24 protein-coding genes are annotated in these 21,561 nt (G+C 70.5%); 16 read left to right on the top strand and 8 right to left on the bottom strand.

Features of this window, described 5'->3' with window-relative positions:
- The first annotated feature begins 68 nt into the window (after window positions 1-68).
- Genes ACLQ2O_RS07535 through ACLQ2O_RS07525 form a run of 3 tightly spaced genes read left to right on the top strand, consistent with a single transcriptional unit; the run spans window position 69 to window position 1,927 of the window.
- Window positions 69-1,259, top strand: coding sequence for an NAD(P)H-binding protein (locus tag ACLQ2O_RS07535; RefSeq protein ID WP_425828596.1), 1,191 nt, complete (start codon window positions 69-71; stop codon window positions 1,257-1,259).
- A 36-nt stretch (window positions 1,260-1,295) separates the two neighbouring features.
- On the top strand, window positions 1,296-1,517 hold the full coding sequence (locus tag ACLQ2O_RS07530) for a FitA-like ribbon-helix-helix domain-containing protein (RefSeq protein WP_425828594.1): 222 nt from the start codon (window positions 1,296-1,298) through the stop codon (window positions 1,515-1,517).
- Window positions 1,514-1,927, top strand: coding sequence for a PIN domain nuclease (locus ACLQ2O_RS07525; RefSeq protein ID WP_425828592.1), 414 nt, complete (start codon window positions 1,514-1,516; stop codon window positions 1,925-1,927). Before ACLQ2O_RS07530 ends, ACLQ2O_RS07525 begins: the two co-directional genes overlap by 4 nt.
- Here the strand turns inward: ACLQ2O_RS07525 and ACLQ2O_RS07520 are convergent.
- The 3 genes from ACLQ2O_RS07520 to ACLQ2O_RS07510 all read right to left on the bottom strand — a co-directional run bounded on the left by ACLQ2O_RS07520 (window position 1,918) and on the right by ACLQ2O_RS07510 (window position 4,377).
- Window positions 1,918-2,862, bottom strand: a complete 945-nt coding sequence (locus ACLQ2O_RS07520) for an NADH-quinone oxidoreductase subunit C (protein WP_425828590.1) — start codon at window positions 2,860-2,862, stop codon at window positions 1,918-1,920. The genes ACLQ2O_RS07525 and ACLQ2O_RS07520 overlap by 10 nt on opposite strands.
- The gene (locus ACLQ2O_RS07515) at window positions 2,859-3,422 is read right to left on the bottom strand and encodes an NADH-quinone oxidoreductase subunit B (protein ID WP_425828589.1); all 564 of its coding nucleotides are present in this window, start codon (window positions 3,420-3,422) and stop codon (window positions 2,859-2,861) included. The genes ACLQ2O_RS07520 and ACLQ2O_RS07515 overlap by 4 nt, the downstream gene beginning before the upstream one ends.
- Before the next feature lie 208 nt (window positions 3,423-3,630).
- Window positions 3,631-4,377 (bottom strand): SDR family NAD(P)-dependent oxidoreductase, encoded by a 747-nt coding sequence (locus ACLQ2O_RS07510; RefSeq protein ID WP_425828588.1) that lies wholly within the window; start codon window positions 4,375-4,377, stop codon window positions 3,631-3,633.
- 134 nt (window positions 4,378-4,511) lie between these two features.
- Here ACLQ2O_RS07510 and ACLQ2O_RS07505 point away from each other — a divergent pair, with 134 nt between their 5' ends.
- From ACLQ2O_RS07505 to ACLQ2O_RS07460, 10 genes are all read left to right on the top strand, one after another.
- On the top strand, window positions 4,512-4,850 hold the full coding sequence (locus tag ACLQ2O_RS07505; protein WP_425828586.1) for a hypothetical protein: 339 nt from the start codon (window positions 4,512-4,514) through the stop codon (window positions 4,848-4,850).
- 69 nt (window positions 4,851-4,919) lie between these two features.
- Window positions 4,920-6,386, top strand: coding sequence for a purine-cytosine permease family protein (locus ACLQ2O_RS07500; protein ID WP_425828584.1), 1,467 nt, complete (start codon window positions 4,920-4,922; stop codon window positions 6,384-6,386).
- Between the two features lies 1 nt (window position 6,387).
- Window positions 6,388-6,933: a cysteine hydrolase family protein gene (locus tag ACLQ2O_RS07495; protein WP_425828582.1), complete on the top strand. Its 546-nt coding sequence runs from the start codon at window positions 6,388-6,390 to the stop codon at window positions 6,931-6,933.
- Window positions 6,930-7,649 carry a GntR family transcriptional regulator gene (locus ACLQ2O_RS07490; RefSeq protein WP_425828580.1) on the top strand — a complete coding sequence of 240 codons (720 nt, stop codon included), beginning with the start codon at window positions 6,930-6,932 and terminating at the stop codon, window positions 7,647-7,649. The genes ACLQ2O_RS07495 and ACLQ2O_RS07490 overlap by 4 nt, the downstream gene beginning before the upstream one ends.
- Window positions 7,646-8,644: an ADP-ribosylglycohydrolase family protein gene (locus tag ACLQ2O_RS07485; protein WP_425828578.1), complete on the top strand. Its 999-nt coding sequence runs from the start codon at window positions 7,646-7,648 to the stop codon at window positions 8,642-8,644. The genes ACLQ2O_RS07490 and ACLQ2O_RS07485 overlap by 4 nt, the downstream gene beginning before the upstream one ends.
- Window positions 8,641-9,495 (top strand): PfkB family carbohydrate kinase, encoded by an 855-nt coding sequence (locus tag ACLQ2O_RS07480; protein ID WP_425828576.1) that lies wholly within the window; start codon window positions 8,641-8,643, stop codon window positions 9,493-9,495. The genes ACLQ2O_RS07485 and ACLQ2O_RS07480 overlap by 4 nt, the downstream gene beginning before the upstream one ends.
- A gap of 208 nt (window positions 9,496-9,703) precedes the next feature.
- Window positions 9,704-9,859 (top strand): hypothetical protein, encoded by a 156-nt coding sequence (locus ACLQ2O_RS07475; protein ID WP_425828574.1) that lies wholly within the window; start codon window positions 9,704-9,706, stop codon window positions 9,857-9,859.
- Between the two features lie 246 nt (window positions 9,860-10,105).
- The gene (locus tag ACLQ2O_RS07470) at window positions 10,106-10,237 is read left to right on the top strand and encodes a hypothetical protein (RefSeq protein WP_425828572.1); all 132 of its coding nucleotides are present in this window, start codon (window positions 10,106-10,108) and stop codon (window positions 10,235-10,237) included.
- Window positions 10,238-10,251: 14 nt separating this feature from the next.
- Window positions 10,252-10,419, top strand: a complete 168-nt coding sequence (locus ACLQ2O_RS07465) for a hypothetical protein (RefSeq protein ID WP_425828570.1) — start codon at window positions 10,252-10,254, stop codon at window positions 10,417-10,419.
- 182 nt (window positions 10,420-10,601) lie between these two features.
- A complete protein-coding gene (locus tag ACLQ2O_RS07460) occupies window positions 10,602-13,517 on the top strand; it encodes a helix-turn-helix transcriptional regulator (RefSeq protein ID WP_425828568.1) in 2,916 nt (971 codons plus the stop codon).
- A 13-nt stretch (window positions 13,518-13,530) separates the two neighbouring features.
- Here ACLQ2O_RS07460 and ACLQ2O_RS07455 read toward each other — a convergent pair whose 3' ends face one another.
- Window positions 13,531-13,803 (bottom strand): hypothetical protein, encoded by a 273-nt coding sequence (locus ACLQ2O_RS07455; RefSeq protein ID WP_425828566.1) that lies wholly within the window; start codon window positions 13,801-13,803, stop codon window positions 13,531-13,533.
- 338 nt (window positions 13,804-14,141) lie between these two features.
- Here ACLQ2O_RS07455 and ACLQ2O_RS07450 point away from each other — a divergent pair, with 338 nt between their 5' ends.
- On the top strand, window positions 14,142-15,092 hold the full coding sequence (locus ACLQ2O_RS07450; protein ID WP_425828564.1) for an ornithine cyclodeaminase family protein: 951 nt from the start codon (window positions 14,142-14,144) through the stop codon (window positions 15,090-15,092).
- A 405-nt stretch (window positions 15,093-15,497) separates the two neighbouring features.
- Here the strand turns inward: ACLQ2O_RS07450 and ACLQ2O_RS07445 are convergent, their stop codons facing one another.
- Together ACLQ2O_RS07445 and ACLQ2O_RS07440 are read right to left on the bottom strand one after the other, a co-directional pair.
- Window positions 15,498-15,854 carry an NADH-quinone oxidoreductase subunit A gene (locus ACLQ2O_RS07445; RefSeq protein WP_425828562.1) on the bottom strand — a complete coding sequence of 119 codons (357 nt, stop codon included), beginning with the start codon at window positions 15,852-15,854 and terminating at the stop codon, window positions 15,498-15,500.
- 10 nt (window positions 15,855-15,864) lie between these two features.
- The gene (locus ACLQ2O_RS07440) at window positions 15,865-16,683 is read right to left on the bottom strand and encodes a hypothetical protein (RefSeq protein ID WP_425828561.1); all 819 of its coding nucleotides are present in this window, start codon (window positions 16,681-16,683) and stop codon (window positions 15,865-15,867) included.
- A gap of 276 nt (window positions 16,684-16,959) precedes the next feature.
- Between ACLQ2O_RS07440 and ACLQ2O_RS07435 the strand changes: the two genes are divergently transcribed.
- Both ACLQ2O_RS07435 and ACLQ2O_RS07430 read left to right on the top strand, forming a co-directional pair.
- Window positions 16,960-18,903: a 2-oxoacid:acceptor oxidoreductase subunit alpha gene (locus tag ACLQ2O_RS07435; RefSeq protein ID WP_425829091.1), complete on the top strand. Its 1,944-nt coding sequence runs from the start codon at window positions 16,960-16,962 to the stop codon at window positions 18,901-18,903.
- A 94-nt stretch (window positions 18,904-18,997) separates the two neighbouring features.
- The gene (locus ACLQ2O_RS07430; RefSeq protein ID WP_425828559.1) at window positions 18,998-20,077 is read left to right on the top strand and encodes a 2-oxoacid:ferredoxin oxidoreductase subunit beta; all 1,080 of its coding nucleotides are present in this window, start codon (window positions 18,998-19,000) and stop codon (window positions 20,075-20,077) included.
- Here the strand turns inward: ACLQ2O_RS07430 and ACLQ2O_RS07425 are convergent.
- Window positions 20,074-20,280 carry a hypothetical protein gene (locus tag ACLQ2O_RS07425; protein ID WP_425828557.1) on the bottom strand — a complete coding sequence of 69 codons (207 nt, stop codon included), beginning with the start codon at window positions 20,278-20,280 and terminating at the stop codon, window positions 20,074-20,076. The genes ACLQ2O_RS07430 and ACLQ2O_RS07425 overlap by 4 nt on opposite strands.
- An 8-nt stretch (window positions 20,281-20,288) precedes the next feature.
- Window positions 20,289-21,536, bottom strand: a complete 1,248-nt coding sequence (locus ACLQ2O_RS07420) for a DUF445 domain-containing protein (RefSeq protein WP_425828555.1) — start codon at window positions 21,534-21,536, stop codon at window positions 20,289-20,291.
- Between the last annotated feature and the right edge of the window lie 25 nt (window positions 21,537-21,561).

Here is a 21,561-nt window from a genome sequence, read left to right as displayed (position 1 = left end):
TCGACTCCGACTTGACCTCAACCATCGTTCAGGTCCGAGGCTGGGGGAAACCAAGCGAAGGAGTGGACATGATTCTGGTCACCGGAGCCACCGGGAACACGGGACGGCACGTCATCGACGGGCTGCTGGCAGCGGGCGCCGACGTCCGGGCGCTGGTCCGGCAGCCGTTGCTGGCCGGACTGCCCGCGGGGGTCGAACTGGCGGTGGGCGACATCACCGACCCGGAGGCCGTACGGAAGGCCGCGGCGGGAGCCGAGGTGGCGTTCCTGCTGTGGCCGTCGTACAGCGCGGAGGGTGCGGCGCCGGTTGTCGCGGCGTTGACCGAGCAGGTTTCGCGGGTGGTCTACCTGTCGGCGCTGAACGTGGACGACGACCAGCCGGCCGAGCAGAACGGGGTGTGGGGTCAGGTCGAGGAACTGATCGTCGAGTCGGGGGCCGACTGGACGTTCGTGCGGCCGGGCGGGTTCGCGGCGAACACGCGGGAGTGGGCCGAGGAGATCCGGTCGGGCGGGGTCGTCACGATGCCGTCACCGAAGGCCGGGCGGTCGCTGATCCACGAGCGGGACATCGCGGACGTGGCGGTGCTCGCGTTGCTCGACGCGGCCCACAGCGGGAAGAAGTACGTGCTGACCGGGCCGGAGGTGCTGACGCAGGAGGAGCAGGTCGCGGCGATCGGCGCGGTGATCGGGAAGGAGCTCCGGGTCGAGGAGCAGTCGGCCGAGCAGGCCCGCGAGGCCATGTTCGCGGCCGGCGCGGATCCGGTGTTCGTCGACTCGGGTCTGCGGTACTGGGAGTCGCTGGTCGACACACCTGAGCCGGTGCACTCGACGTACCGCGAACTGACCGGACGCCCCGGCCGGACCTACCAGGAATGGGTCCGCGAGCACGCGGACGAGTTCCGGGTGCTGTCGACGGAGGAGGTCGCGGAGGAGTTCGTCGGGGCGTTCCGGAGCGGCGAGTTCGCGCGGGCGGGCAAGGTGCAGGCGGCGGACGTCGTACGGGTGTCGCCTTCGGAGTACGAGGGTGAGCTGGTCGGGCAGCTCGCGATCATGGAGAACGCGGTGCGGACGCTGGAGGGACACGAGATCAGCCGGGTCGACATCCTCGGCCCGCTGGTGTCGCCCGATCACTTCGCGGCGCGGTTCACGTTCCACTTCGCCGGCGACGAGCCGGAGACGACGAAGCTGTCGCTGTACACGGTCACTGCCGGGAAGATCACCCGCGAGGAGGTCTTCTACTTCACCGAACCGGTCAGCTGAGCTGGTGATATCATCAGATATCAAAAGGAGGTCTCCATGAGTGATGTTCTGATTCGGGACGTACCGGACGACGTACTGGCGGCGATCGACAGCCGGGCTCATCACCTGGGCATGTCGCGCAACGAGTACCTGCGGCGTCGGCTCAGCCAGGAGGCCGTCCGGACCGATGAGACGGTGACCGCGGCACACCTGCGCCGGTTCGCCCACTCCGTTCGGGATCTCGGCGACCGTGAGGTCATGGATCAGGCCTGGTCGTGACTGACACACGGTGGCTGATCGACAAGTCTGCGCTGGTACGGCTCGGCGACGGACCACAGATCGAGCAGTGGGCGAACCGGATCGATCGCGGACTCGTGCACATCGCCACGGTGACGCTGCTCGAGGTGGGCTTCTCGACCCGCTCGACCGAGGAGCACCGGCTGACGCTGCGGCACCCACCGATCTCGTCGATGCCCGTCGAGAATTCCACACCTGCCATCGAGGCACGGGCGGTCGCCGTTCAGGCGTTGCTCGCCGCGGACGGACAGCACAGGGCTCCGTCGGTTCCTGACCTGTTGATCGCGGCGACCGCCGAGCTCGCCGGCTTGACCGTCTTGCATCTCGACAAGGACTTCGAGCTGATCGCCGGTGTCACCGGCCAGCCGGTCGAGCGACTTCCTCAGGCTTGACCGTCGGCCCGGTCCGAGCTTTTCCCTTCGGCCGGATCGGCGTCCGCGGGCGCCTCTGTCCGCACCGCAGGCTCCGCTGGCTCGGCCTGCGGGGTCGGCTCGACTGCGGCTGCCGGTTCGGCCCGAGGTGCCGGCTCGGCGGCGGGTGCTGGTTCGGCGGCCGGAGTCGCGTCCGCGGGCGGAGCAGGCGTCGCGTCCGTGGGCAGGGTGGGCTCGGCGGGCGGGGCTGGCTCTGCTTGTTTGCGGGCTCGGCGTTCGCCGGGGGCTCCTCGGCGGGGGCGGGCCGGGGTAGCCGCCGCTTGGGCGGGGGCCAGGGGGTCCGGGTCGGGGGAACCGGGAGGGCGCGGGCCCCAGGTCTCGGGGTCGGGGACGCCCGGCGGGAGCGTGCGGCGGCGGGAGGGGGCTCCGGTCTTGGGAGCGGCGTGGTCGGACTCGCCGGGTTCCTTGGCGCCGGGCCAGGGCTTGGCGACGCGCGACGCCAGGACGAACTCCTTGCGCAGCGGGTTGCCCTCGAACTCGTCGGGCAGCAGCAGCGGGACGAGGTTCGGGTGCCCGGCGAAGTCGATGCCGAACATCTCGTGGGTCTCGCGCTCGTGCCAGTTCGCGCCGGCGTACACCTCGGACAGCGTCGGCAGCGCGGCGTCCGCGCGCGGGATCAGCGTCCGGACGAGCAGGTGGTCGACGTGCGCCCCGCCCCAGAAGTCGGCCAGGTGCGTCACCAGCCGGAACCCGTCGGTCAGCTCGTCGCTCGCGGTGAGGAAGTCGAAGAAGATCAGCCCGACCTCGTCGCGCAGCAGCTCGTGCGCGGCGACCCACGCCTCAGCCGGTACGTCGACCGTCGGTACGCCGAAACTGTCCGACCCGGTCGCCGCGATCCCGGCCTCGGTCAGCGCGGTCAGCACATGGTCTGGCGCCTTGCCCGACTGATCACTCACTGAGGCTCCACCAGCCCGCGGGTCAGCACCTGCGCGTTCGGCTCGTACCGGCTGGTGACGTTCTCCCCCGCGATCTTCTCCTGCAGCTTCAGGATCCCCTGCAGCAACGCCTCCGGCCGCGGCGGGCAGCCGGGCACGTACACGTCCACCGGGATGATCTGGTCGACGCCCTTGGTCACGCAGTACGAGTCCCAGTACGGGCCGCCGGAGTTCGAGCAGGAACCGAAGGAGATCACGTACTTCGGCTCCGGCATCTGGTCGTACAGGCGCTTGATCGCCGGCGCCATCTTGTCCGTGACCGTGCCCGAAACGACCATCAGGTCGGCCTGCCGCGGACCGGGCGCGAACGGGATCACGCCGAGCCGGATGAAGTCGTGCCGTCCCATCGACGCCGCGATGAACTCGATCGCGCAGCAGGCGAGCCCGAAGTTGAACACCCAGAGCGAGTACTTGCGGCCCCAGTTCAGCAGGTACCGCACCGGCTCGGGCGCCAGCCTCGCGAGCGCACCCACAGCCGGCCGCACCGTCGGCATCGGCAGGTGGACCGCTTCATCAGCCATGGCGTCAGCCTAGTCTCAGAATCCTTTCGGCGAGCACCCCGACGGTCGGCATCGATCCGTACGACGGCTCGCCCGGGCCGGCGACGGCGCGACCCCGCCACCACCACGTCAGCCGATCAGCGGCGCGGCCCCGCCACCGCGTCAGCCACTCAGCGGCGCGGCCCCGCCACCGCGTCAGCCGATCAGCGGCGCGGCCCGGCCGCCGCCATCAGCCGATCAGGTGCCCCGGTCCGGTCGTGAGGCCGCCCTCGACCGGCAGCGTGATCCCGGTGATCCAGCCCGCGTCGGCCGACGCGAGGAAGGCGACCGCGGCGGCGACGTCCTCCGGCTGCCCGACCCGGCGCAGCGGGTAGATCGACTTCAGCTCCTCGAGCACCCGCGGGTCCTTGAAGGCCCGCGTGGCGATCGTCGCGGGCGCGACGACGTTGAATCGCACCCCGGTCGGCCCGTGCTCGGCCGCGAGGTTGGCGACCAGGCTGATCAGTCCCGCCTTCGCCGCGGCGTACGGATTGGTGCCCATGGCCACAACTCCGCTGATCGACCCGACCAGGACGACGGCACCCTCGGTGGACACGAGATGCGGCAGCGCGGCCTCGATGCACCGCACCGCGCCCGTGAACGTGAAGTCGTACTGCCGGGCCCACTGTGCGTCGCCCGGCTCGACCGCCTCCCGGTTCGCCAGGTTGTGCCCGGCGACCTGCGCCAGTACGTCGAGCCGCCCGAACCGCTCGACCGTCGCCGCGACCGCCGCGTCCACGGACGCCCGGCTGGTGATGTCGCACTCGACCGCGATCCCCGGCGTACCCAACTCACCGACCACCTGCTCGGCCGCCGCCAGGTCGACATCCGCCACAGCAACCGACGCACCCTCCGCCGCCAGTCGCACGGCCGTCGCCCGCCCGATCCCGTGCGCGGCACCGGTGACGATCGCAACCTTGCCCTCGAACCGATCCACAGCAACTCCCTCTCCAGCGTCCGACCCCAGACGCTAGGAGCTAGACCCCGCTCCAGGTCAAGCAAGAGCCCGGCGGATTGCCCGTTTCGTGCCAGGGCGATCACCACCGCCCGACAGCTTCGACGATGACCGGCATGAGCACCGTCCGCCGGCTCAGCCCGGCGATCTTCGCGCTCCTGCTCACCCTCGGAGCAGGCGCCTGCACTGTCGACCGCCCACAAGCCCGCCCGTCGGCGACGCCGAGCGCGTCCCCAGGACCACCCGCCGCACCCTGTGCGGAGCTCACCCGGCTGAACGCGGCGCTGGAGGCCTACCAGCGCGACACGCTCGAGGCCTGGGAACCGGCGTTGCCGGGCGAGGTCGAGGACGCGGTCGACGCGACGCTGAACAGCGAGGCCTCAGCGGCGGGGCGGGCCGCGCTCGAGCTCCGGCCGAAGCTGTCGGCGACAGGCGCCGTACGCCTGATTCCTTGACCGCGCCCACCCGTCGACCTAGCCTCGACTGGACAGGACTGGACAGGTTCACTCAGGTGGGAGACGGCTGTGGCCGAGCAGGTGGACGTGGGGGTTGAGCCGAGGGCGCTCGCGGTGGAGAGCAACGGGCTGAACGTGATCGACGACGCCGAGCGGAAGGGGCGGCCGAGTCAGCTGTTCTGGCCGTGGTTCGGGGCGAACGTGTCGGTGCTGGGGCTGAGCTACGGCGCGTTCGCGCTCGGGTTCGGGATCTCGTTCTGGCAGGCGGTGGTCGCGGGCGTGGTCGGGATCGTGTTCTCGTTCCTGCTCTGCGGCCTGGTCGCGCTGGCCGGCAAGCGCGGGTCGGCGCCGACGCTCGTGCTCAGTCGGGCGGCGTTCGGGGTCCGGGGCAACAAGCTCCCGTCGCTGGTGTCCTGGCTGCTGACCGTCGGCTGGGAGACCGTGCTGACGATCCTCGCCACGCTCGCGACGGCGACGGTGTTCGAGCGTCTCGGCTGGGGCGGCGGCGCGGTCACCAAGGTGATCGCGCTGGTTGTCGTCGGCACCTTGATCGTTGCCTGCGGCGTCCTCGGCTTCGACCTGATCATGCGGATGCAGACGATCATCACGGTCGTCACCGGCGTACTCACGGTCGTCTACATCGCCCTGGTCGCCGATCAGGTCAGCTGGACCACCGTCTCGGCACTGCCCGGCGGATCGAGCCAGGAACTGATCGGTGCCCTGGTCTTCCTGATGACCGGCTTCGGCCTCGGCTGGGTGAACGCCGCGGCCGACTACTCCCGCTACCTTCCCCGTACGGCGTCCAGCCGCGGCGTCGTCGGCTGGACCACCTTCGGCGCGGCACTCGCGCCGATCGTCCTGCTGATCTTCGGTCTGCTGCTGGCCGGCTCGTCCACCGACCTGAGCGCGGCGATCGCCGGCGACCCGATCGGAGCGCTCGCCGAGGCGCTGCCGACCTGGTTCCTGGTCCCGTTCGTCATCGTCGCGGTGCTCGGCCTGGTCGGCGGCGCGGTGCTCGACATCTACTCGTCCGGCCTGGCCCTGCTGTCGCTCGGCGTACCGGTCCCCCGGTACGTCGCGGCGTTCATCGACGGGCTCGTGATGATCGCCGGCACGATCTACGTGGTCTTCTTCGGCGACCAGTTCCTGCTCGAGTTCCAGGGGTTCCTGATCACGCTCGGCGTCCCGGTCGCGGCCTGGTGCGGCATCATGCTCGCCGACGTCGCGACCCGGCGCGGCGACTACGCCGAGGCCGACCTGTTCGACCGGCGCGGCCGGTACGGCGACGTCCGGTGGTTGCCGATCGCCACCATGATCGTTGCCACCGGCATCGGCTGGGGCCTGGTCACGAACGGCAACGCGAGCTGGCTGACCTGGCAGGGCTACCTGCTCGACCCGTTCGGCCTCGGCGGCAAGCAGGGCTCGTGGGCGTTCGCGAACCTCGGCGTCCTGGTCGCGCTGGCCGGCTCCTTCGTCGTCGCGCTGATCGGCTGGTCCGTCGGCCGGCGTCGCGCCGTACGGGCGGAGGTGGACTGAGATGGTGCTCGCGCTCATCGACCTGCAGAAGATCTTCGCCGAGCCGGAGAGCGGCTGGGCGACACCGGACTTCCAGCGGGTGATCAAGCCGACGCAGGAACTGGTCGAGCTGTTCGCGCCGCAGGTGATCTTCACGCGTTTCGTCGCGCCGGTCGGGGAACCGACCGGTTCCTGGATTCCGTACTACGAGCAGTGGCCGTTCGCGCTGCAGCCGCCGGACTCGTACGCGTACCAGCTGGTGGACGAGTTCCGCGGAGCACCGACGCTCGACAAGCCGACGTTCAGCAAGTGGGGGCGCGAGCTCGCGGATGCCGTCGCGCCAGACGGGCGGCTGGTGCTCGCCGGCGTGACGACCGACTGCTGCGTGCTCACGACGGCACTCGCGGCTGTGGATGGCGGGGCGCGGGTGCAGGTGGTCGAGGACGCCTGTGCCGGTGTCGACGAGGAGAGTCATCGGAAGGCGCTCGACATCATGCGGCTGTACGCGCCGATGCTGGAGATCGTCACCGTCGACCAACTGCGCTCCGCGGGCGGTCTCGGCCAGTGAGTCCGGGCGTCACCCTCAAGCACGAGCGGATCGCGGCGATCCTGGCCCGGGAGATCAAGTCCGGCCGGGTCGGACACGGCCAGCAGTTGCCCGGCGAGGTCGAGCTGGCCCGGCGGTTCGCCGTCAGCCGGAACACGGTCCGCTCGGCACTCGCCGTACTGACCGCGGACGGGCTGATCACGACGCGGACCGGGAAGGGCTCGTTCGTGCTGTTCGACGGGCGGCCGCTCGACGATCCGCTCGGCTGGACGCACGCGCTGGCCGAGCAGGGGGTCGAGACCCAGGTCCGGATCCTCCGGCTGGAGCTGGACCAGGACCCGGAGCTGGCGGAGCAGCTGGAGCTGGGCTCGCCGGACGTGATCGTCGTCGAGCGGATCCGGTCGCTGGTCGACGGCGAGGCGATCTCGCTGGAACGGAGCCTGCTGCCGGCGATCGAGCAGCTCCGCGATCTGCCTTCGCGCGGGCTGGACGACGGCTCGATCATCTCGACGCTGACGCGGGCCGGGCTGCACCTGACGCAGGGCGAGCAGAGGCTACGGGCGCGGATGCTCTCGCCGGACGAGGCAGCGCTGCTGGGGCGACCGGAGAACACTTGGTTTCTGCACAGCCGGCGTACGAGCTGGACGGCGGACAACCAGTTTGCCGAACAGGTGGACAGTTTGCTGGATCCGCGGCACTTCGAGCTGAACCTGACCTACAGCGAGACGCCGCGATGACTTCGACGGAGTCGCGAGCGGTGGGGGCCCTGTACGGGCTCGCGATCGGGGACGCGCTCGGGATGCCGACGCAATCGTTGCCCAGGGCCCGCATTGTCGCGCTGTACGGCGAGGTGGTGGACGGGCTGCACCCCGCGCCCGACGACCAACCACTGGCCGCGGGGATGCCGGCCGGAGCGATCACCGACGACACCGAGCAGGCGATCCTGCTGGGTCGCTTGGTGGTCGAGGGCAACGGCCTGGTGGACGGGCACGAGCTCGCCCGCCGCCTGCTCGCGTGGGAGGACGACATGCGAGCGCGGGGTTCGCTGGATCTGCTCGGCCCGTCGACCAAGCGCGCCCTCGACGCCCTGCTGGCCGGCGGGGACATCAAGGAGACCGGCCGCTACGGCACCACCAACGGCGCCGCCATGCGCATCACGCCGGTCGGCATCGCTTCGACCCCGGACCTGCTGCTCGACCGAGTGATCGCCGCCAGCGCGCCTACGCACAACACCGGCCTGGCCCTGGCCGCCGCAGCCGCAGTCGCCGCAGCCGTCAGCGCTGGAGTCGACGGGGCCACGGTCCGCGAAGCAACCAGCGCCGCCGCCGTCGCCGCCCGCGAGGCCGCCGCATACGGCTACTGGGTAGCCGGCGGAGACGTCTCGCGCCGCATCGAGTGGGCAGTCACCGCGCTCGCCGCACACGGGGAGGCTGCACCGGGGCCGGGGGCCGCGGCTGAGTTGGTGTACGAGCTGGTGGGGACGAGTTTGGCTGCTCAGGAGTCGGTGCCGGCGGCGTTTGCTGTGGCCAACGGGTTCGGGGATCCGTGGGACGTTGTGCGGGTGGCCGCCTCGGTGGGTGGTGACACCGACACGATCGCGGCGATCGCGGGGGCTGTGGTCGGGGCGTGTCACGGGGTCGATGCGTTTCCGGCCGACGTACGCCGTACGGTCTCCGAGGTCAACCGGCTTGACCTCGAGGGCCTGGCCGTTGAGCTGCTGATGGTCCGATGAGGCTGCTGCACCTGGGCAACGTCGTGGTCGATCTCGTGCTGACCGTCGACGCGCTGCCCGAACGCGGCGGGGACGTGCTCGCGGGGTCGTCGATGCGGGCGACCGGCGGCGGGTTCAACGTGATGGCCGCGGCAAGCCGGTTGGGGCTGGCGACGTCGTACGGCGGTGTGCTCGGGACCGGACCGTACGGCGACCAGGCGCGCGACGACCTGCGGCGCGAGGGGATCGACTTTCCTCAACCGCCACATCCGGAGCTGGACACCGGTTTCGTCGTCGCGCTTGTCGACGCCGGCGGTGAGCGCACGTTCGTCACCAGTCCCGGCGCCGAGGCGACGCTGACCACCATCCCCGAGACAACCGACGACGACCTCGTCTACGTCTCCGGCTACAGCCTCCTCCACGAACTCAACCGCGCCACGCTCGTACAGCACCTCCCCCACCTCCGCGGCACTGTCTTCTTCGACCCCGGCCCGCTGGTCAGACAGATCCCGCCCGCAGCACTCCAGACAGCCCTCACCCGAGCCGACTGGCTCAGCTGCAACGCGAGAGAGGCAGCAGCCCTCGAGGACCTGCCGGGCCGCACGCACGTGCTCGTACGCCGAGGAGCCGACGGCTGCTCGCTTAACAACCAACTGGTTGGTGGCTTCCGGGTCGATGCGGTGGACCTCAACGGCGCCGGCGACGCGCACTCGGGAGCGTTCCTCGCCGCACTCGCCGCCGGGATCGACCCGCTGGACGCAGCCCGCCGCGCGAACGCGGCCGCTGCCCTCGCCGTCACCCGCCGCGGCCCGGCGACCGGCCCGACCCAGGCCGAGCTCGACGCCTTCCTCACCCGCCCGACCGACGCCTGAGCGCCGCCTTCCCGGCGCCGAGGCGACGAGTTGCCCGGGGGCGACGGCTGAGCGGCACCCGAGCGCCCGGTGTGGCGCCTGAGCGGCGTACTAAGGCACCCGAGCGCGGCCTAAGGGTCCCGGGCGCCTCGCCTAGGGAGTAGTGCGGATGTGCGGTCGGTCCTCAGAGGCGGAGTGTCGGGGTATCGACGAACCCCGGAGGACCAGCATGTACAGCACCGACTTCGTACGAGCTCAGATCTCCTACCGCCAGGAGTTGCTGCGGCGGGAGTACCAGCGGCCCAGCCTGTTCCGGCGCCTACGCCGTACGCCGGTGGCGCCCGTGCCGCGGGCGCGGTTGGTGCGGGCCCGGCACGCGATGTGAGGGCACGGTCCCCGCCTGACCACCCCTTCGACCCCAGCGCGACCGAGGTTCTCCGGAACCCGGTCGCGCTGGTGCGTTCCCGGCCCGGTTTCCGCCCTCTAGGGATCCCGTACGGGATCCCTACGCCCGCCTAGGGACCCCCACCCCCAGGGATAGGGAGGAAGCCCGATGTGCCGGGTCTCCTCAGACGCGCAGATTAGGGCCATCAACAACGAGTCGAGGAAGCAACAGCCCAGGAGGCACCCGATGTACACCACCGAGTCGGTCAAGGCAGAGGTCAGCTACCGCAAGGAGCGCCTCACCCGCGACTTCCGCCGCGCGAACCGGAGCACCCGGGCCCGCCGGCACCTCGCCCACCTGTTCACCCGAAACGTCTGAGAGGAGGAGACACCATGTTGTTCACGACTCAGCAGTCCGTCCAGGCGGAGACCGCCTACCGGCAGGAGCGCCTCAAGCGCGACTTCCAGGCGACCAGCCGCAAGCACCGCAAGGCCCCGGCCCAGCAGAAGCAGACCTCGCGGAACGCGCGCCGCTTCCTGCGACCCACTCCGGCCGCATGACCGCCGCGCACGCCGTCCCTGACCCGCAATCCGCGGTCAGGGACGGCGTTTCACTTTCCGGCGAAAGCAGCGCTGGTACGGCGTACAAGAACCGCACGGACGGTCACCGCGCGGAGATTCTGCGCTCAGGCGACGGTCGTGGGCCGGGCTGCCGTCGATTTGTGTCGGCTCCAGGGGCGAAGATGGACGACGTGCCCTGGACCTCGACACCTCTCGTCGGCCGCTCGACCGAGATGGCCGCCATGCTCAGCGCCGTCGACGACGCGAAAACGCGGCGTGCCGGCGCCATTCTGCTGTCCGGTGACGCCGGCGTCGGCAAGACCCGGCTGCTGGACGAGGTGGCCACCGGCGCGCACGAGCGCGGGTTCGGCGTGCTCGTCGGGCACTGCACCGACTTCGGCGACGCCGGCCTGCCGTACCTGCCGTTCAGCGAGATCTTCGGTCGGCTCGCGGGCGAGCGCCCCGACCTGGTCGAGAGCGTGCTCACCAACTTTCCGGCGATCGGCCGGCTGCTGCCGACGCACCGGCTGATCGGCGCGCAGCCGGTCCCGCAGGACGGGCCGCTCGACCGCGCCGCGCTCTTCGACGCCGTACTGGGCGCCCTGACCGCGCTGTCGACCAGCGAGCCGCTGCTGGTGATCGTCGAGGACACCCACTGGGCCGACGACTCGACCCGGGACCTGATCGGTTTCCTGCTCACCCGCCTGACCTCGCAGCGGCTCGCGCTGATCGTGTCGTACCGCAGCGACGACCTGCACCGCCGTCATCCGCTGCGCCGCCCGATCGCCGAGTGGTCGCGCAACCCTCGCGTACGACGGGTCAGCCTCAACCCGCTCGACGCGACCGAGTCCCGCGCCCTCCTGAACGCGCTGGTCACCGAGCGCCTGCCGGAGGACGAGGAGCGGCGCATCCTGGACCGTGCGGGCGGCAACGCCTTCTTCACCGAGGAGCTGGTCGCCGCGGCCTCGATGGGCGACGGCAGCGCCGTACCGCCTGACCTGGCCGACCTGCTGCTCGTCCGGCTCGACCCGCTGTCCGAGGACGCCCGCCAGGTCGCCCGGGTGATCGCTGTCGCCAGCCGCCGCGTCTCGCACCAGCTGCTCACGGCGGTCGCAGGGCTGCCCGACCGCGAGCTGGAGACCGCGCTGCGCGAGCTGATCGACGCGCACATCATCGAGCACCCCGGCAACGCGAACTACTACTTCCGCCACGCCCTGCTGGCCGAGGCCGTGTACGACGACCTCCTGCCGGGCGAGCGGGTCCGCCAGCACTCGGCGTACGCGAAGGCCCTGCAAGACCAGACCGTCGCCGGTACGGCGGCCGAGCTGGCCGGGCACGCGACCCGCTCCCACGACCTGGTCACCGCGTTCGAGGCGCGGGTCCGGGCCGGGCAGGAGGCGATCTCGGTCGCCGCGCCGCAGGAGGCGCTGAAGCACTACGAGATGGCGCTCGAGCTGTTCCCGAGCGACTCGGCGCTGAGCTCGATCGACAAGACCTGGCTGATCGTGGAGACCGCGCTGGCCGCGACCCTCTCCTCGCAGCACCTGCGCGGGCTGAAGCTGCTGCGCAAGGCGCTGGCCGACCTGCCGCCGGACGCCCCGAAGCTGCAGCGGGCCGAGCTGCTGCTGCCGCTGACCGACATCGCGCTGGTGATCGACCAGGACCAGGAGGCCAACGAGGCGATCGCGCAGGCGTTCCGGCTGGTCGCCGACGAGCCGTCCAGTGTCTTCAAGGCCCAGGTGATCGCGCTGTACGCCCGGGTCTCGGACGCGCTCGGCCGCCCGATGGAGGCGGAGCGCTGGGCCCGTGAGGCGCTGCAGATCGCCCGCGAGGTCGGGCAGGAGTCCGCCGCGGGCGATGCCGGGATCACGCTGGCCCAGCTGCGCAAGCGCGCCGGCGACCCGGTCGCCGCGGCGAAGCAGCTGGAGGAGGCCGCCGTACGGGCTCAGCTGGCGGGTGACGCGGCCGCGGAGGTCCGCAGCCGGTACCTGCTGGGCGCGAACCACTTCGACCTCGGCGACCTGACCAACGCCAAGTCCGCCTTCCTGTTCGCCGCGCAGCGCGCCCGCGAGCTCGGGCGGCAGTGGGCGGCGTACGGGTTCGACGCGCGGCGGATGCTGGCGTTGACCCAGTTCACGCTCGGCGAGTGGGACGACATGCTGGAGACGGTGCGGACCGACTCGATGACCCCGGCCGCTGCGGGTGCCGCGCTGAAGTCGCTCGGTCTGTCGGTGCGGGGCGCACGCGGGGACACCACGGTTGCCGAGGACCTGCAGCGGATGCGCAACTGGTGGGCGCTGGACGTCATGCAGCCGCTGAGCGGCCTGCAGCCCGCAGTGGACGCGTACCTGCAGCTCGGACAGGTCACCGAGGCGGAGAAGCTGATCGCAGACGTGTCGTCGATGCTGGCCGACGTCTTTCAGACCGAGTGGCCCCTGGCGAAGATCCGGATCTCGGCGCTCGGACTGCAGCTGCTGTGCCATCGGGTGGTGAGCGAGCCGACGGCGGCGGCGGAGTTGGTCGCGCGTGGCGCCGAGCTGCTCGCCGACGGGCATGCGACCGCGGAGAAGGGTCTGCCGCCGGGACGCGTGCTCGGGGTCGAAGGGATCGCCTGGCTCGCGCGGCTGGAGGCGGAGTGGGAGCGGCTGCGGTGGCTGGCCGACGTCGACCCGCCGACCGCCGAGGAGCATGTGGCGACCTGGCAGCGGACTGCCGACGCGTTCGGGTACGGGTTCGTCATCGAGCAGGCGTGGTCGCGGGTCCGGCTGTCGTCGGCGCTGCGGGCCGCCGGGCGGGTCGCGGATGCGAACGAACAGGCGCAGCTCGCTGCCGAGGTCGGGCGCCGGCTGGGTGCCCAGCCGCTGCTGGACGAGCTCGGCAGTGCGGCCGACCCGGTCGGCTCTGCCGCACTCACCGCCCGCGAGACCGAGGTGCTCGCGCTGCTGGCCGAAGGTCGCACCAACCGCCAGCTGGCCCGGGAGCTCTACATCAGCGAGAAGACCGTCAGCGTGCACGTCTCCAACATCCTCGCCAAGCTCGGCGTCCGCTCCCGCACCGAAGCTGCCGCAGTAGCCCGCCGCGACGGGCTACTGGACTGACCTGCTCCTGGTCCTAGTGCCGGCTGCGCTGGCTGTGTGCCGTGCGCGGTACGAACGTCGTCCGGAGGTGATGCCGGCTGCGGTGCCGCGCCAGGTCGTCGACGTGCTTCGCGGCGACCTCGGGCCGGTGCTCGACCTTGGGTGGCTCAGCCACCTCGCCCGCTCGCGGTTCCACCGACTGGATCAGCTCATCCAGAACTTGTTGAGCGCTCCGGAAACGCGCTGTGACCAGTACGACGACACCGATCGCTGCTGCCGCCACCAATACCCAGAGTTGCCAACTCATATCCCCACCGTCCTGCAATCGCCCCGTTCCCCCTGGTAATCACCATAGACCCGACTTGACCAGAAGGCGATAGCTCCATCGCAATCCGTTACGAAGCGACGCTTTGGAACCTTAAAACGTTGTCACAAGCAAGCAATTCGAGGTGATCAGGCAACGAATCCGGACGGCAACCGGTTGTGACGTTCCGTGATATTCGGGCAAATTGTATCGGTGAGTAATCTCCAGGGCTCTCCAGGTTCCGGCCAACAACTTACGCACAGTGAGATCAGACGCCTCGCGCCCGAGCAGTGCCTTGACCACGAGCGACCTGCCGGCGAGGTCGCACTAGGGTGCTCGGAATGAAGATCTTCAGTGGGGACGACGTGCGTCGTACGGTGTCGATGGCGGCGGCTGTGGGCGCGGTGCGGGCGGCGTTCGGAGAGCTGCGGGCGGGGAACTTCGTACTGCCGGCGCGGCAGGTGTTCGGCGACGGCGCGGTGCTGGTGATGTCGGCGTACCACCCGCCGACGGGCACCGCGGTGGTGAAGAAGATCGGGATCGCGCTCGACCAGGTGCCGGCGATCCGGGCCACGCTGATCTGGACCGGTTCCGGCGAGCAGATCGTTGCCGACGGCACCTCGATCACGACGCTCCGGACCGGCGCGGTCGTCGGCGTCGCCACCGAGCTGCTGGCCGATCCGGACGCGACGCGGCTGACCGTGATCGGTACCGGCGCGCAGTCGGCCGACCAGGTGCGCGCGGTGCTCGCCGTACGGCGAATCGCCGAAGTCACCTTGGTGGGAAGGGATGCCGGACGGGCCGCGGCGCTGGCCGCGACGCTGGGCGAGGAGTTCCCGGAGGTGAAGTTCACGTCCGGGACCGACATCGAGGCGAGCGTCGCCGACGCCGAGGTGATCTGCTGCGCGACGTCGTCCAGTACGCCGCTCTTCCGCGCGGACGCGCTGCCCGAGCGGGTCCACGTCAACGCGATCGGCGCCTTCCGCCCGACGATGCGCGAGCTCCCCCGCGACCTGCTCGCCACGGCGACGCTGGTCGTCGTCGACCAGGAGGAGGCCGCGCTGGAGGAGTCCGGCGAGATCATCGACGCCATCGAGGCGGGCGTGCTCGCGCGATCTGGTGCGTCGCACGGCGGATCACCGGCTTCGACGACCGCGACTTCTCGCCCCTCGCTCCTCGACCTCGGCGATGCGCTCGCCGACCCACCGGCGGTCTCCGGCCGCACGGTCTTCAAGTCGGTCGGCGTCGGCCCCCAGGACTGGGCCATCGCGAAGCTGCTCTCAGAGAGCTGACCTGCGCGTGGAAGCGCAGCCGGCTCCGGCGGGGCTGTTCCTGGGGTGCACAGCCGACCCCGGCCGCTCGACGGCGGGCGGGGTGTCGCCGAGTCAGGGCGCGCTGGTGAGCCGCTGATGCAGACCGTCGAGCGTGTGCTCGTCGTACCGGGACTTGCCGGGGCCGTAGAGCAGGTGCCCGGCGAGCGCCTGGACCAGCCAGGGTGGCGGGTCATCATCGCGTGCAGCCCGGTCGCGAGATCCGTAGCCGCCATCCGCCAGTCGAGCTGGGTGAGGTCAGGCAGCGGAACCTCCTGCCAGACCTGGTCGGCGGCCAGGCGGACGAGGTTGTCCTTGCTCTCGACGTGCCAGTAAGCAGGTGCCGTGCCGAGTGCCGCGCAGTAGGCGGGAATTGTCAGACACACCCTAGGCCCAGGTGAGGACCTTCTTGCGGCACGCGTACAGCAGGCCGACGGTGACGAAGGCCAGGAAGACGAACATCTCGATCAGGGACGAGACGCCGACGGAGGCGAAGACCGTGGCCCACGGGAAGAGGTAGACGGCGTCGACGGCGAAGATCACGTAGAGGTAGGCGAACAGGTAGTACCGGATGTGGATCTGCGCCCAGCCTTCGCCGACCGGGTCGACGCCGGACTCGTACGTCGTGAGCTTCGCGGGCGTCGAGTACGTGATCGTCAGGGCGCGGTTCAGGGCGAACGCGCCGACCAGGCCGCCCAGGCCCAGCAGGACGATTGCAACGACGACACCGTAGCCCTCCGACACGGGGGCAACTCTAGTTGGTGCAGAGCAGCATCGAGTCGAGCGCGACCTGCGGGCCGTAGCCGGACTTCAGGTCGGCGACCTGGACGCGGAGGCGGTTGACGCCGGGGATCTGCCGGTTGAGCCAGGTCTCGGACTCCTGGGTCTGGTCGACCGAGCCGACCACGGCGGCGCCGTTCAGCAGCGAGACGCGGACCGTGCCGTCGGTGATGTTGCCGAGCCAGTTCTTCACCCAGGAGCAGCCGGCCGAGTTCACGTCGCCCCAGACCGCGCCGCCCTTGTCGGCGAGCAGCTCGGCCTCGGCCCGTCGCGGCGACTCCGCCGCCGTGACCACGGTGAACGCCGGGTGCCCCTTGCCGCCCGAGGCGAGCAGCGGCTTGGCGAAGATGCCGCGCCACTTGAAGTGCGAGTACCCGTACGCCGCCGAGGCGGCCGCCGCGTACGGCGCCTGCGGGCCGATCGCCAGCCGGTAGGTCCGGATCGATCCGGGCTGCTTCGACGAGATCGTCACGGTCGCGCCCGAGGACTTCCCGTTCCCGATCTCCTGCCAGCCCTTCGCCGCGTCCCACCGCTGCAGCGCGACCCGCGAACCGGCGGCCGGCGCCGGCGTCAACGTCCCGGCGACAGTCAGTACGCCGGCCGTGTAGTCCGTCGTCCGCACGCTGGTGATCTTCACCGTCCGAGCCGGCGCGGCCTGGGCCGTCTCCGCGGCGCGAGTGGTGTCGGAGTCGACCATCGCGCTCTGGGCCGGAGCGATCACGCCCGCGCACCCGGCCAGCGCCAGGGCCGCCGTCAGCGTCGTACCGCAGAACAGAAAGGCACGAACGCCCATGGTCAAGCTCCCTCGAGACCGGGCGGTGCCCGGCTGGATCGTTGCAAGTCGACTGACACACTGCCTGCTGCGGCAACAGATGGCAAGCGGGCGACTGCTCTACGTCACCCCGGGCGGTTTCGCTACCACCCGTCCCAGGCTGTGGACCGGCGGGGCCGACCACTGGTTCGCGGCAAAAGCCGAACTAACATTGGGTTATCGCCCTGACCGGGGGGATCGGCGGTCCGCTCACGAGCGTCCGCCGGGCCCAAGCTCGACTTGGAGATGACAGAACAGATGGCCATCGAGGTCAAGCAGCTGGACCGCGTGGTGATCCGCTTCGCCGGTGACTCCGGTGACGGGATGCAGCTCACGGGGGACCGGTTCACCGCGGAAACGGCATCGTTCGGCAACGACCTGTCGACCCTGCCCAACTTCCCCGCCGAGATCCGGGCACCTGCCGGAACCCTGCCGGGAGTCTCCTCCTTCCAGCTGCACTTCGCCGACCACGACATCCTCACCCCGGGTGACGCGCCGGACGTGCTGATCGCGATGAACCCGGCGGCGCTGAAGGCCAACCTGAGCGACGTGCCGCGCGGCGCCACGCTGATCGTCGACACCGCCGACTTCACCGCCCGCAACCTGAAGCGGATCGGGTACGACGCGAACCCGCTGGAGACCGGCGAGCTCGAGGCCTACCACGTGGTCGCGCTGAACCTGACCGGCATGACGGTGGAGTCGGTCAAGGAGTTCGGGCTGTCCCGCAAGGACGCCTCCCGGGCCAAGAACATGTACGCGCTCGGCCTGGTCTCCTGGCTGTTCCAGCGCCCGGTCGAGTCGACCATCGAGTTCCTGCAGACCAAGTTCGCCGGCAAGCCGGACATCCGCGACGCCAACATCGCGGCCTTCCGGGCCGGCTTCAACTTCGGCGAGACCGCCGAGGAGTTCTCGGTCCGGTACGAGGTGAAGCCGGCCAAGATGGCGACCGGCACGTACCGCAACATCTCCGGCAACCTCGCACTGGCGTACGGCCTGGTGGCCGGCGCGCAGCGGGCCGGGCTGCCGCTGGTGCTCGGTGCCTACCCGATCACCCCGGCGTCCGACGTACTGCACGAGCTGTCGAAGCTGAAGCGGTTCGATGTGACGACGATCCAGGCCGAGGACGAGATCGCGGGCGTCGGCGCGGCGCTCGGTGCGTCGTTCGCGGGCGCGCTCGGCGTGACCACGTCGTCCGGTCCGGGGATCAGCCTGAAGTCCGAGACGATCGGTCTCGGCGTGATGCTCGAGCTGCCGCTGGTGGTCTGCGACATCCAGCGCGCGGGCCCGTCGACCGGGATGCCGACCAAGACCGAGCAGGCCGACCTGCTGCAGGTGATGTTCGGCCGCAACGGCGAGGCGCCGCTGCCGGTGCTGGCCGCGCAGTCCCCCGCGGACTGCTTCGCGATCGCCGTCGAGGCGGCCCGGATCGCGGTCACCTACCGGACGCCGGTCTTCGTGCTCTCCGACGGGTACCTGGCCAACGGCTCCGAGCCGTGGCAGATCCCGCAGGTCGAGGACCTGGTGAAGATCGACCCGAACTTCACCACCGAGCCGAACGCGACGACCGGCGACGGCAAGCCGACGTACCTCCCCTACTTGCGTGACCCGGAGACGCTCGCCCGTGCCTGGGCGACCCCCGGGACGGCGGGGCTGGACCACCGGATCGGTGGGCTGGAGAAGGAGGACAAGACCGGCAACATCTCCTACGACCCGGCCAACCACGACCTGATGATCCGGACCCGGCAGGCCAAGATCGACGGGATCGCCCGGAGCATCGACCCGCTCGTGGTCGACGACCCGGACGGCGCGAAGGTGCTGGTGCTCGGCTGGGGTTCGACGTACGGGCCGATCGGTGCCGGCGTACGGCGGGTGCGCAAGGTCGGCGGCAAGATCGCGCAGGCTCACCTGCGGCACCTCAACCCGTTCCCGGCGAACCTGGGCGACGTGCTGAAGTCGTACGACAAGGTGCTCGTCCCGGAGATGAACCTGGGTCAGCTGGCGATGCTGCTGCGCGCCAAGTACCTGGTCGACGTCGTGTCGTACGCGCAGGTCCGCGGCATGCCGCTCGGCGCCGCGGAGCTGGCCGAGGTGATCGGCAACCTGGTCGAGGAGACCGCGGGCATCGACGACGACGCGCGGCACCTGGGGCTCGCCGCGGCCAGCCTGAAGCACGGCGAACAACTGGAGCAGACGGCACAGTGAGCACGATGAGCACCGTCGACCTCAGCGCACCTGCACTTGGACAGCGTCAGCAAGCCAAGGCGAAAATGGAGCATTCCCTATCGGAGGGAGCACGATGAGCACCGTCGACCTTGGACTGCCCGGTCTGCCGGGTGGGCTTCGCGGCGTACCGGCGGCGACCGAGCCGCAGAACCGCAAGGAGTACGTGTCGGACCAGGAGGTCCGCTGGTGCCCTGGGTGCGGCGACTACGCCGTACTGGCTGCTTTTCAGGGGTTCCTGCCGGAGCTCGGGATCAAGCGCGAGAACGTCGCGATGGTGTCCGGGATCGGCTGCTCCTCGCGCTTCCCGTACTACCTGTCGACGTACGGCATGCACTCGATCCACGGGCGCGCGCCGGCGATCGCGACCGGGCTCGCGGTGGCGCGGCCGGACCTGAGCGTTTGGGTGGTGACCGGCGACGGCGACGCGCTGTCGATCGGCGGCAACCACCTGATCCACACCCTGCGGCGCAACGTGAACCTGAAGATCCTGCTGTTCAACAACCGGATCTACGGGCTGACCAAGGGCCAGTACTCGCCGACGTCGGAGCCCGGCAAGGTGACCAAGTCGACGCCGATGGGCTCGGTCGACAACCCGTTCAACCCGGTCTCGCTGGCGCTCGGCGCGGAGGCGACGTTCGTGGCGCGCACGGTCGACTCCGACCGCAAGCACCTCACGTCGGTACTGAAGGCGGCCGCGGAGCACCGCGGGACGGCGTTCGTGGAGATCTACCAGAACTGCCCGATCTTCAACGACCACGCCTTCGACGCGATCAAGGACCCCGAGACCCGCGACGACGCGATCATCCCGCTCAAGCACGGCGAACCGATCCGCTTCGGCACCGACGGCCACCTCGGCGTCGTCCGCGACGGCTTCGCTTCCCTCGCGGTCCGCGAGGTCGCCGACCTTCCCGGCGGCGAGGCCGACCTGGTCGTGCACGACGCGCACACCGACGACCCGGCGTACGCGTTCGCGCTGTCCCGGCTGACCGACGCCGGCGTCCTGCACCAGGCACCGATCGGTGTCTTCCGCCAGGTCGACCGCCCGGCGTACGACGACCTGGTCCGCCAGCAGGTCGACACCGCCAAGGAAACCAGCGGCACCGGCGACCTCCAGTCCCTGATCACCGGCTCCGACACCTGGACCGTCGCTTAAGGCTTAAAGGCCAACCCCAGGGCGGTCAGCTCTTCCTCGAGGATCCTGACCGCCTTGGGTCCGACCCCGTGAATCGCCAGTAGTTCCTCCGGGCTGACCCCGGTCAACTGCTCGTACGTCGTGTAGCCATTGAGCGCGAGCTCACGGTTGGCAACCTTGCCGATCCGCCGGGTGAACTGAGTGGCGGGGATCTCGTCGGTCATCGGGTCTCCTAGAGCCACTGGCTGGCGGTGTGGATGATCAGGCCCACCAAAGCTCCCACCACCGTGCCGTTGATGCGGATGAACTGGAGGTCTCGGCCGACGTGGAGCTCGATGCGGGCCGACGCTTCGTGGCCGTCCCAGCGTTCGATGGTGTCGGAGATGACCGAGACGATCTCGCTGCCGTAGGTGCGGACGACGTACGCGACGGCCTCGGTGGCTCGGGCGTCGACCTTCGCGCGCAGCGGGTCGTCGGTCTGGAGGCGGGCGCCCAGGTCCTTGATCGCCTGGACGGCGCGGGTCTGCAGGGGGCTGGTGGGGTCGGCGATCGCGCCGATCAGCGCCGTCCGGACCGCGTCCCAGACGGCGGTGAGGCTGGGGGCGAGGTCGGGGTGGTCGAGCATCCGGCGCTTGAAGCTCTCGAAGCGTTCCATCATCTCGGGGTCGCGCTGCAGGTCGGTGGCGAACTTGCCGAGCAGGCGGTCGACGGCCTGGCGGGCCGGGTGCTGCTGGTCGTCCCGTACGCCGGCCAGCCAGGTCAGCGCCTCGCGGTGGATGCGGTCGACGACCAGCGAGTCGACCCAGCGCGGCGACCAGCGCGGGGCGCGGGGGCCGACGACCTCGGCCAGTACGTCGCGATTGTCGCGCAGCCAGTCGTACGCCTCGTCGAAGACCAGGTCGAGCAGCGCGTGGTGCGCGCCGTCGTCGACGACCGACTCCAGGAAGTGCCCGGCGATCGGGCTCAGCGGTTCCTCGGCGAAGCGCGGGAGCAGAGAGCCGCGGACGAAAGCGGTGACGTCGGAGTCGCCGAGCTTGGGCAGTACGACGCCGACCGTGCGGGCGCCCTCGGCAACGATCCGTTCGGCGTGATTGCCGTCGGCCAGCCACTCCCCGGCCCGCTTGCTCACCTCGGCCGACGCCATCTTGCCGGCGACGACGTCCTCGGACAGGAAGTTCTCGGTGACGAACTGCTCCAGGCTCTCGGCCAGGCTGTCCTTGCGGGTCGGCACGATCGCCGTGTGCGGGATCGGCAGCCCGAGCGGGTGCCGGAACAGCGCGGTCACCGCGAACCAGTCCGCCAGCGCGCCCACCATCGCCGCCTCGGACGCCGCGTTGACGTACCCCCAGGCGCCCTCGCGGTGCAGCGTGACGATGTAGACGATCGCCGCCAGCACCAGCAAGGAGAGTGCCACCAACCGCATCTGCCGCAGCCCACGCCGCCGTACCAGATCGGGCCCACTCAGGGTCATCGTCGCCATACCCCCATCCAACCAACCAGGTGGT

The sequence above is a fragment of the Kribbella sp. DT2 genome (assembly GCF_049844575.1).
Lineage (GTDB): Bacteria > Actinomycetota > Actinomycetes > Propionibacteriales > Kribbellaceae > Kribbella.
Note: the sequence above shows the minus strand (reverse complement) of the source record. Positions and strands in the feature narration are given on the sequence as shown.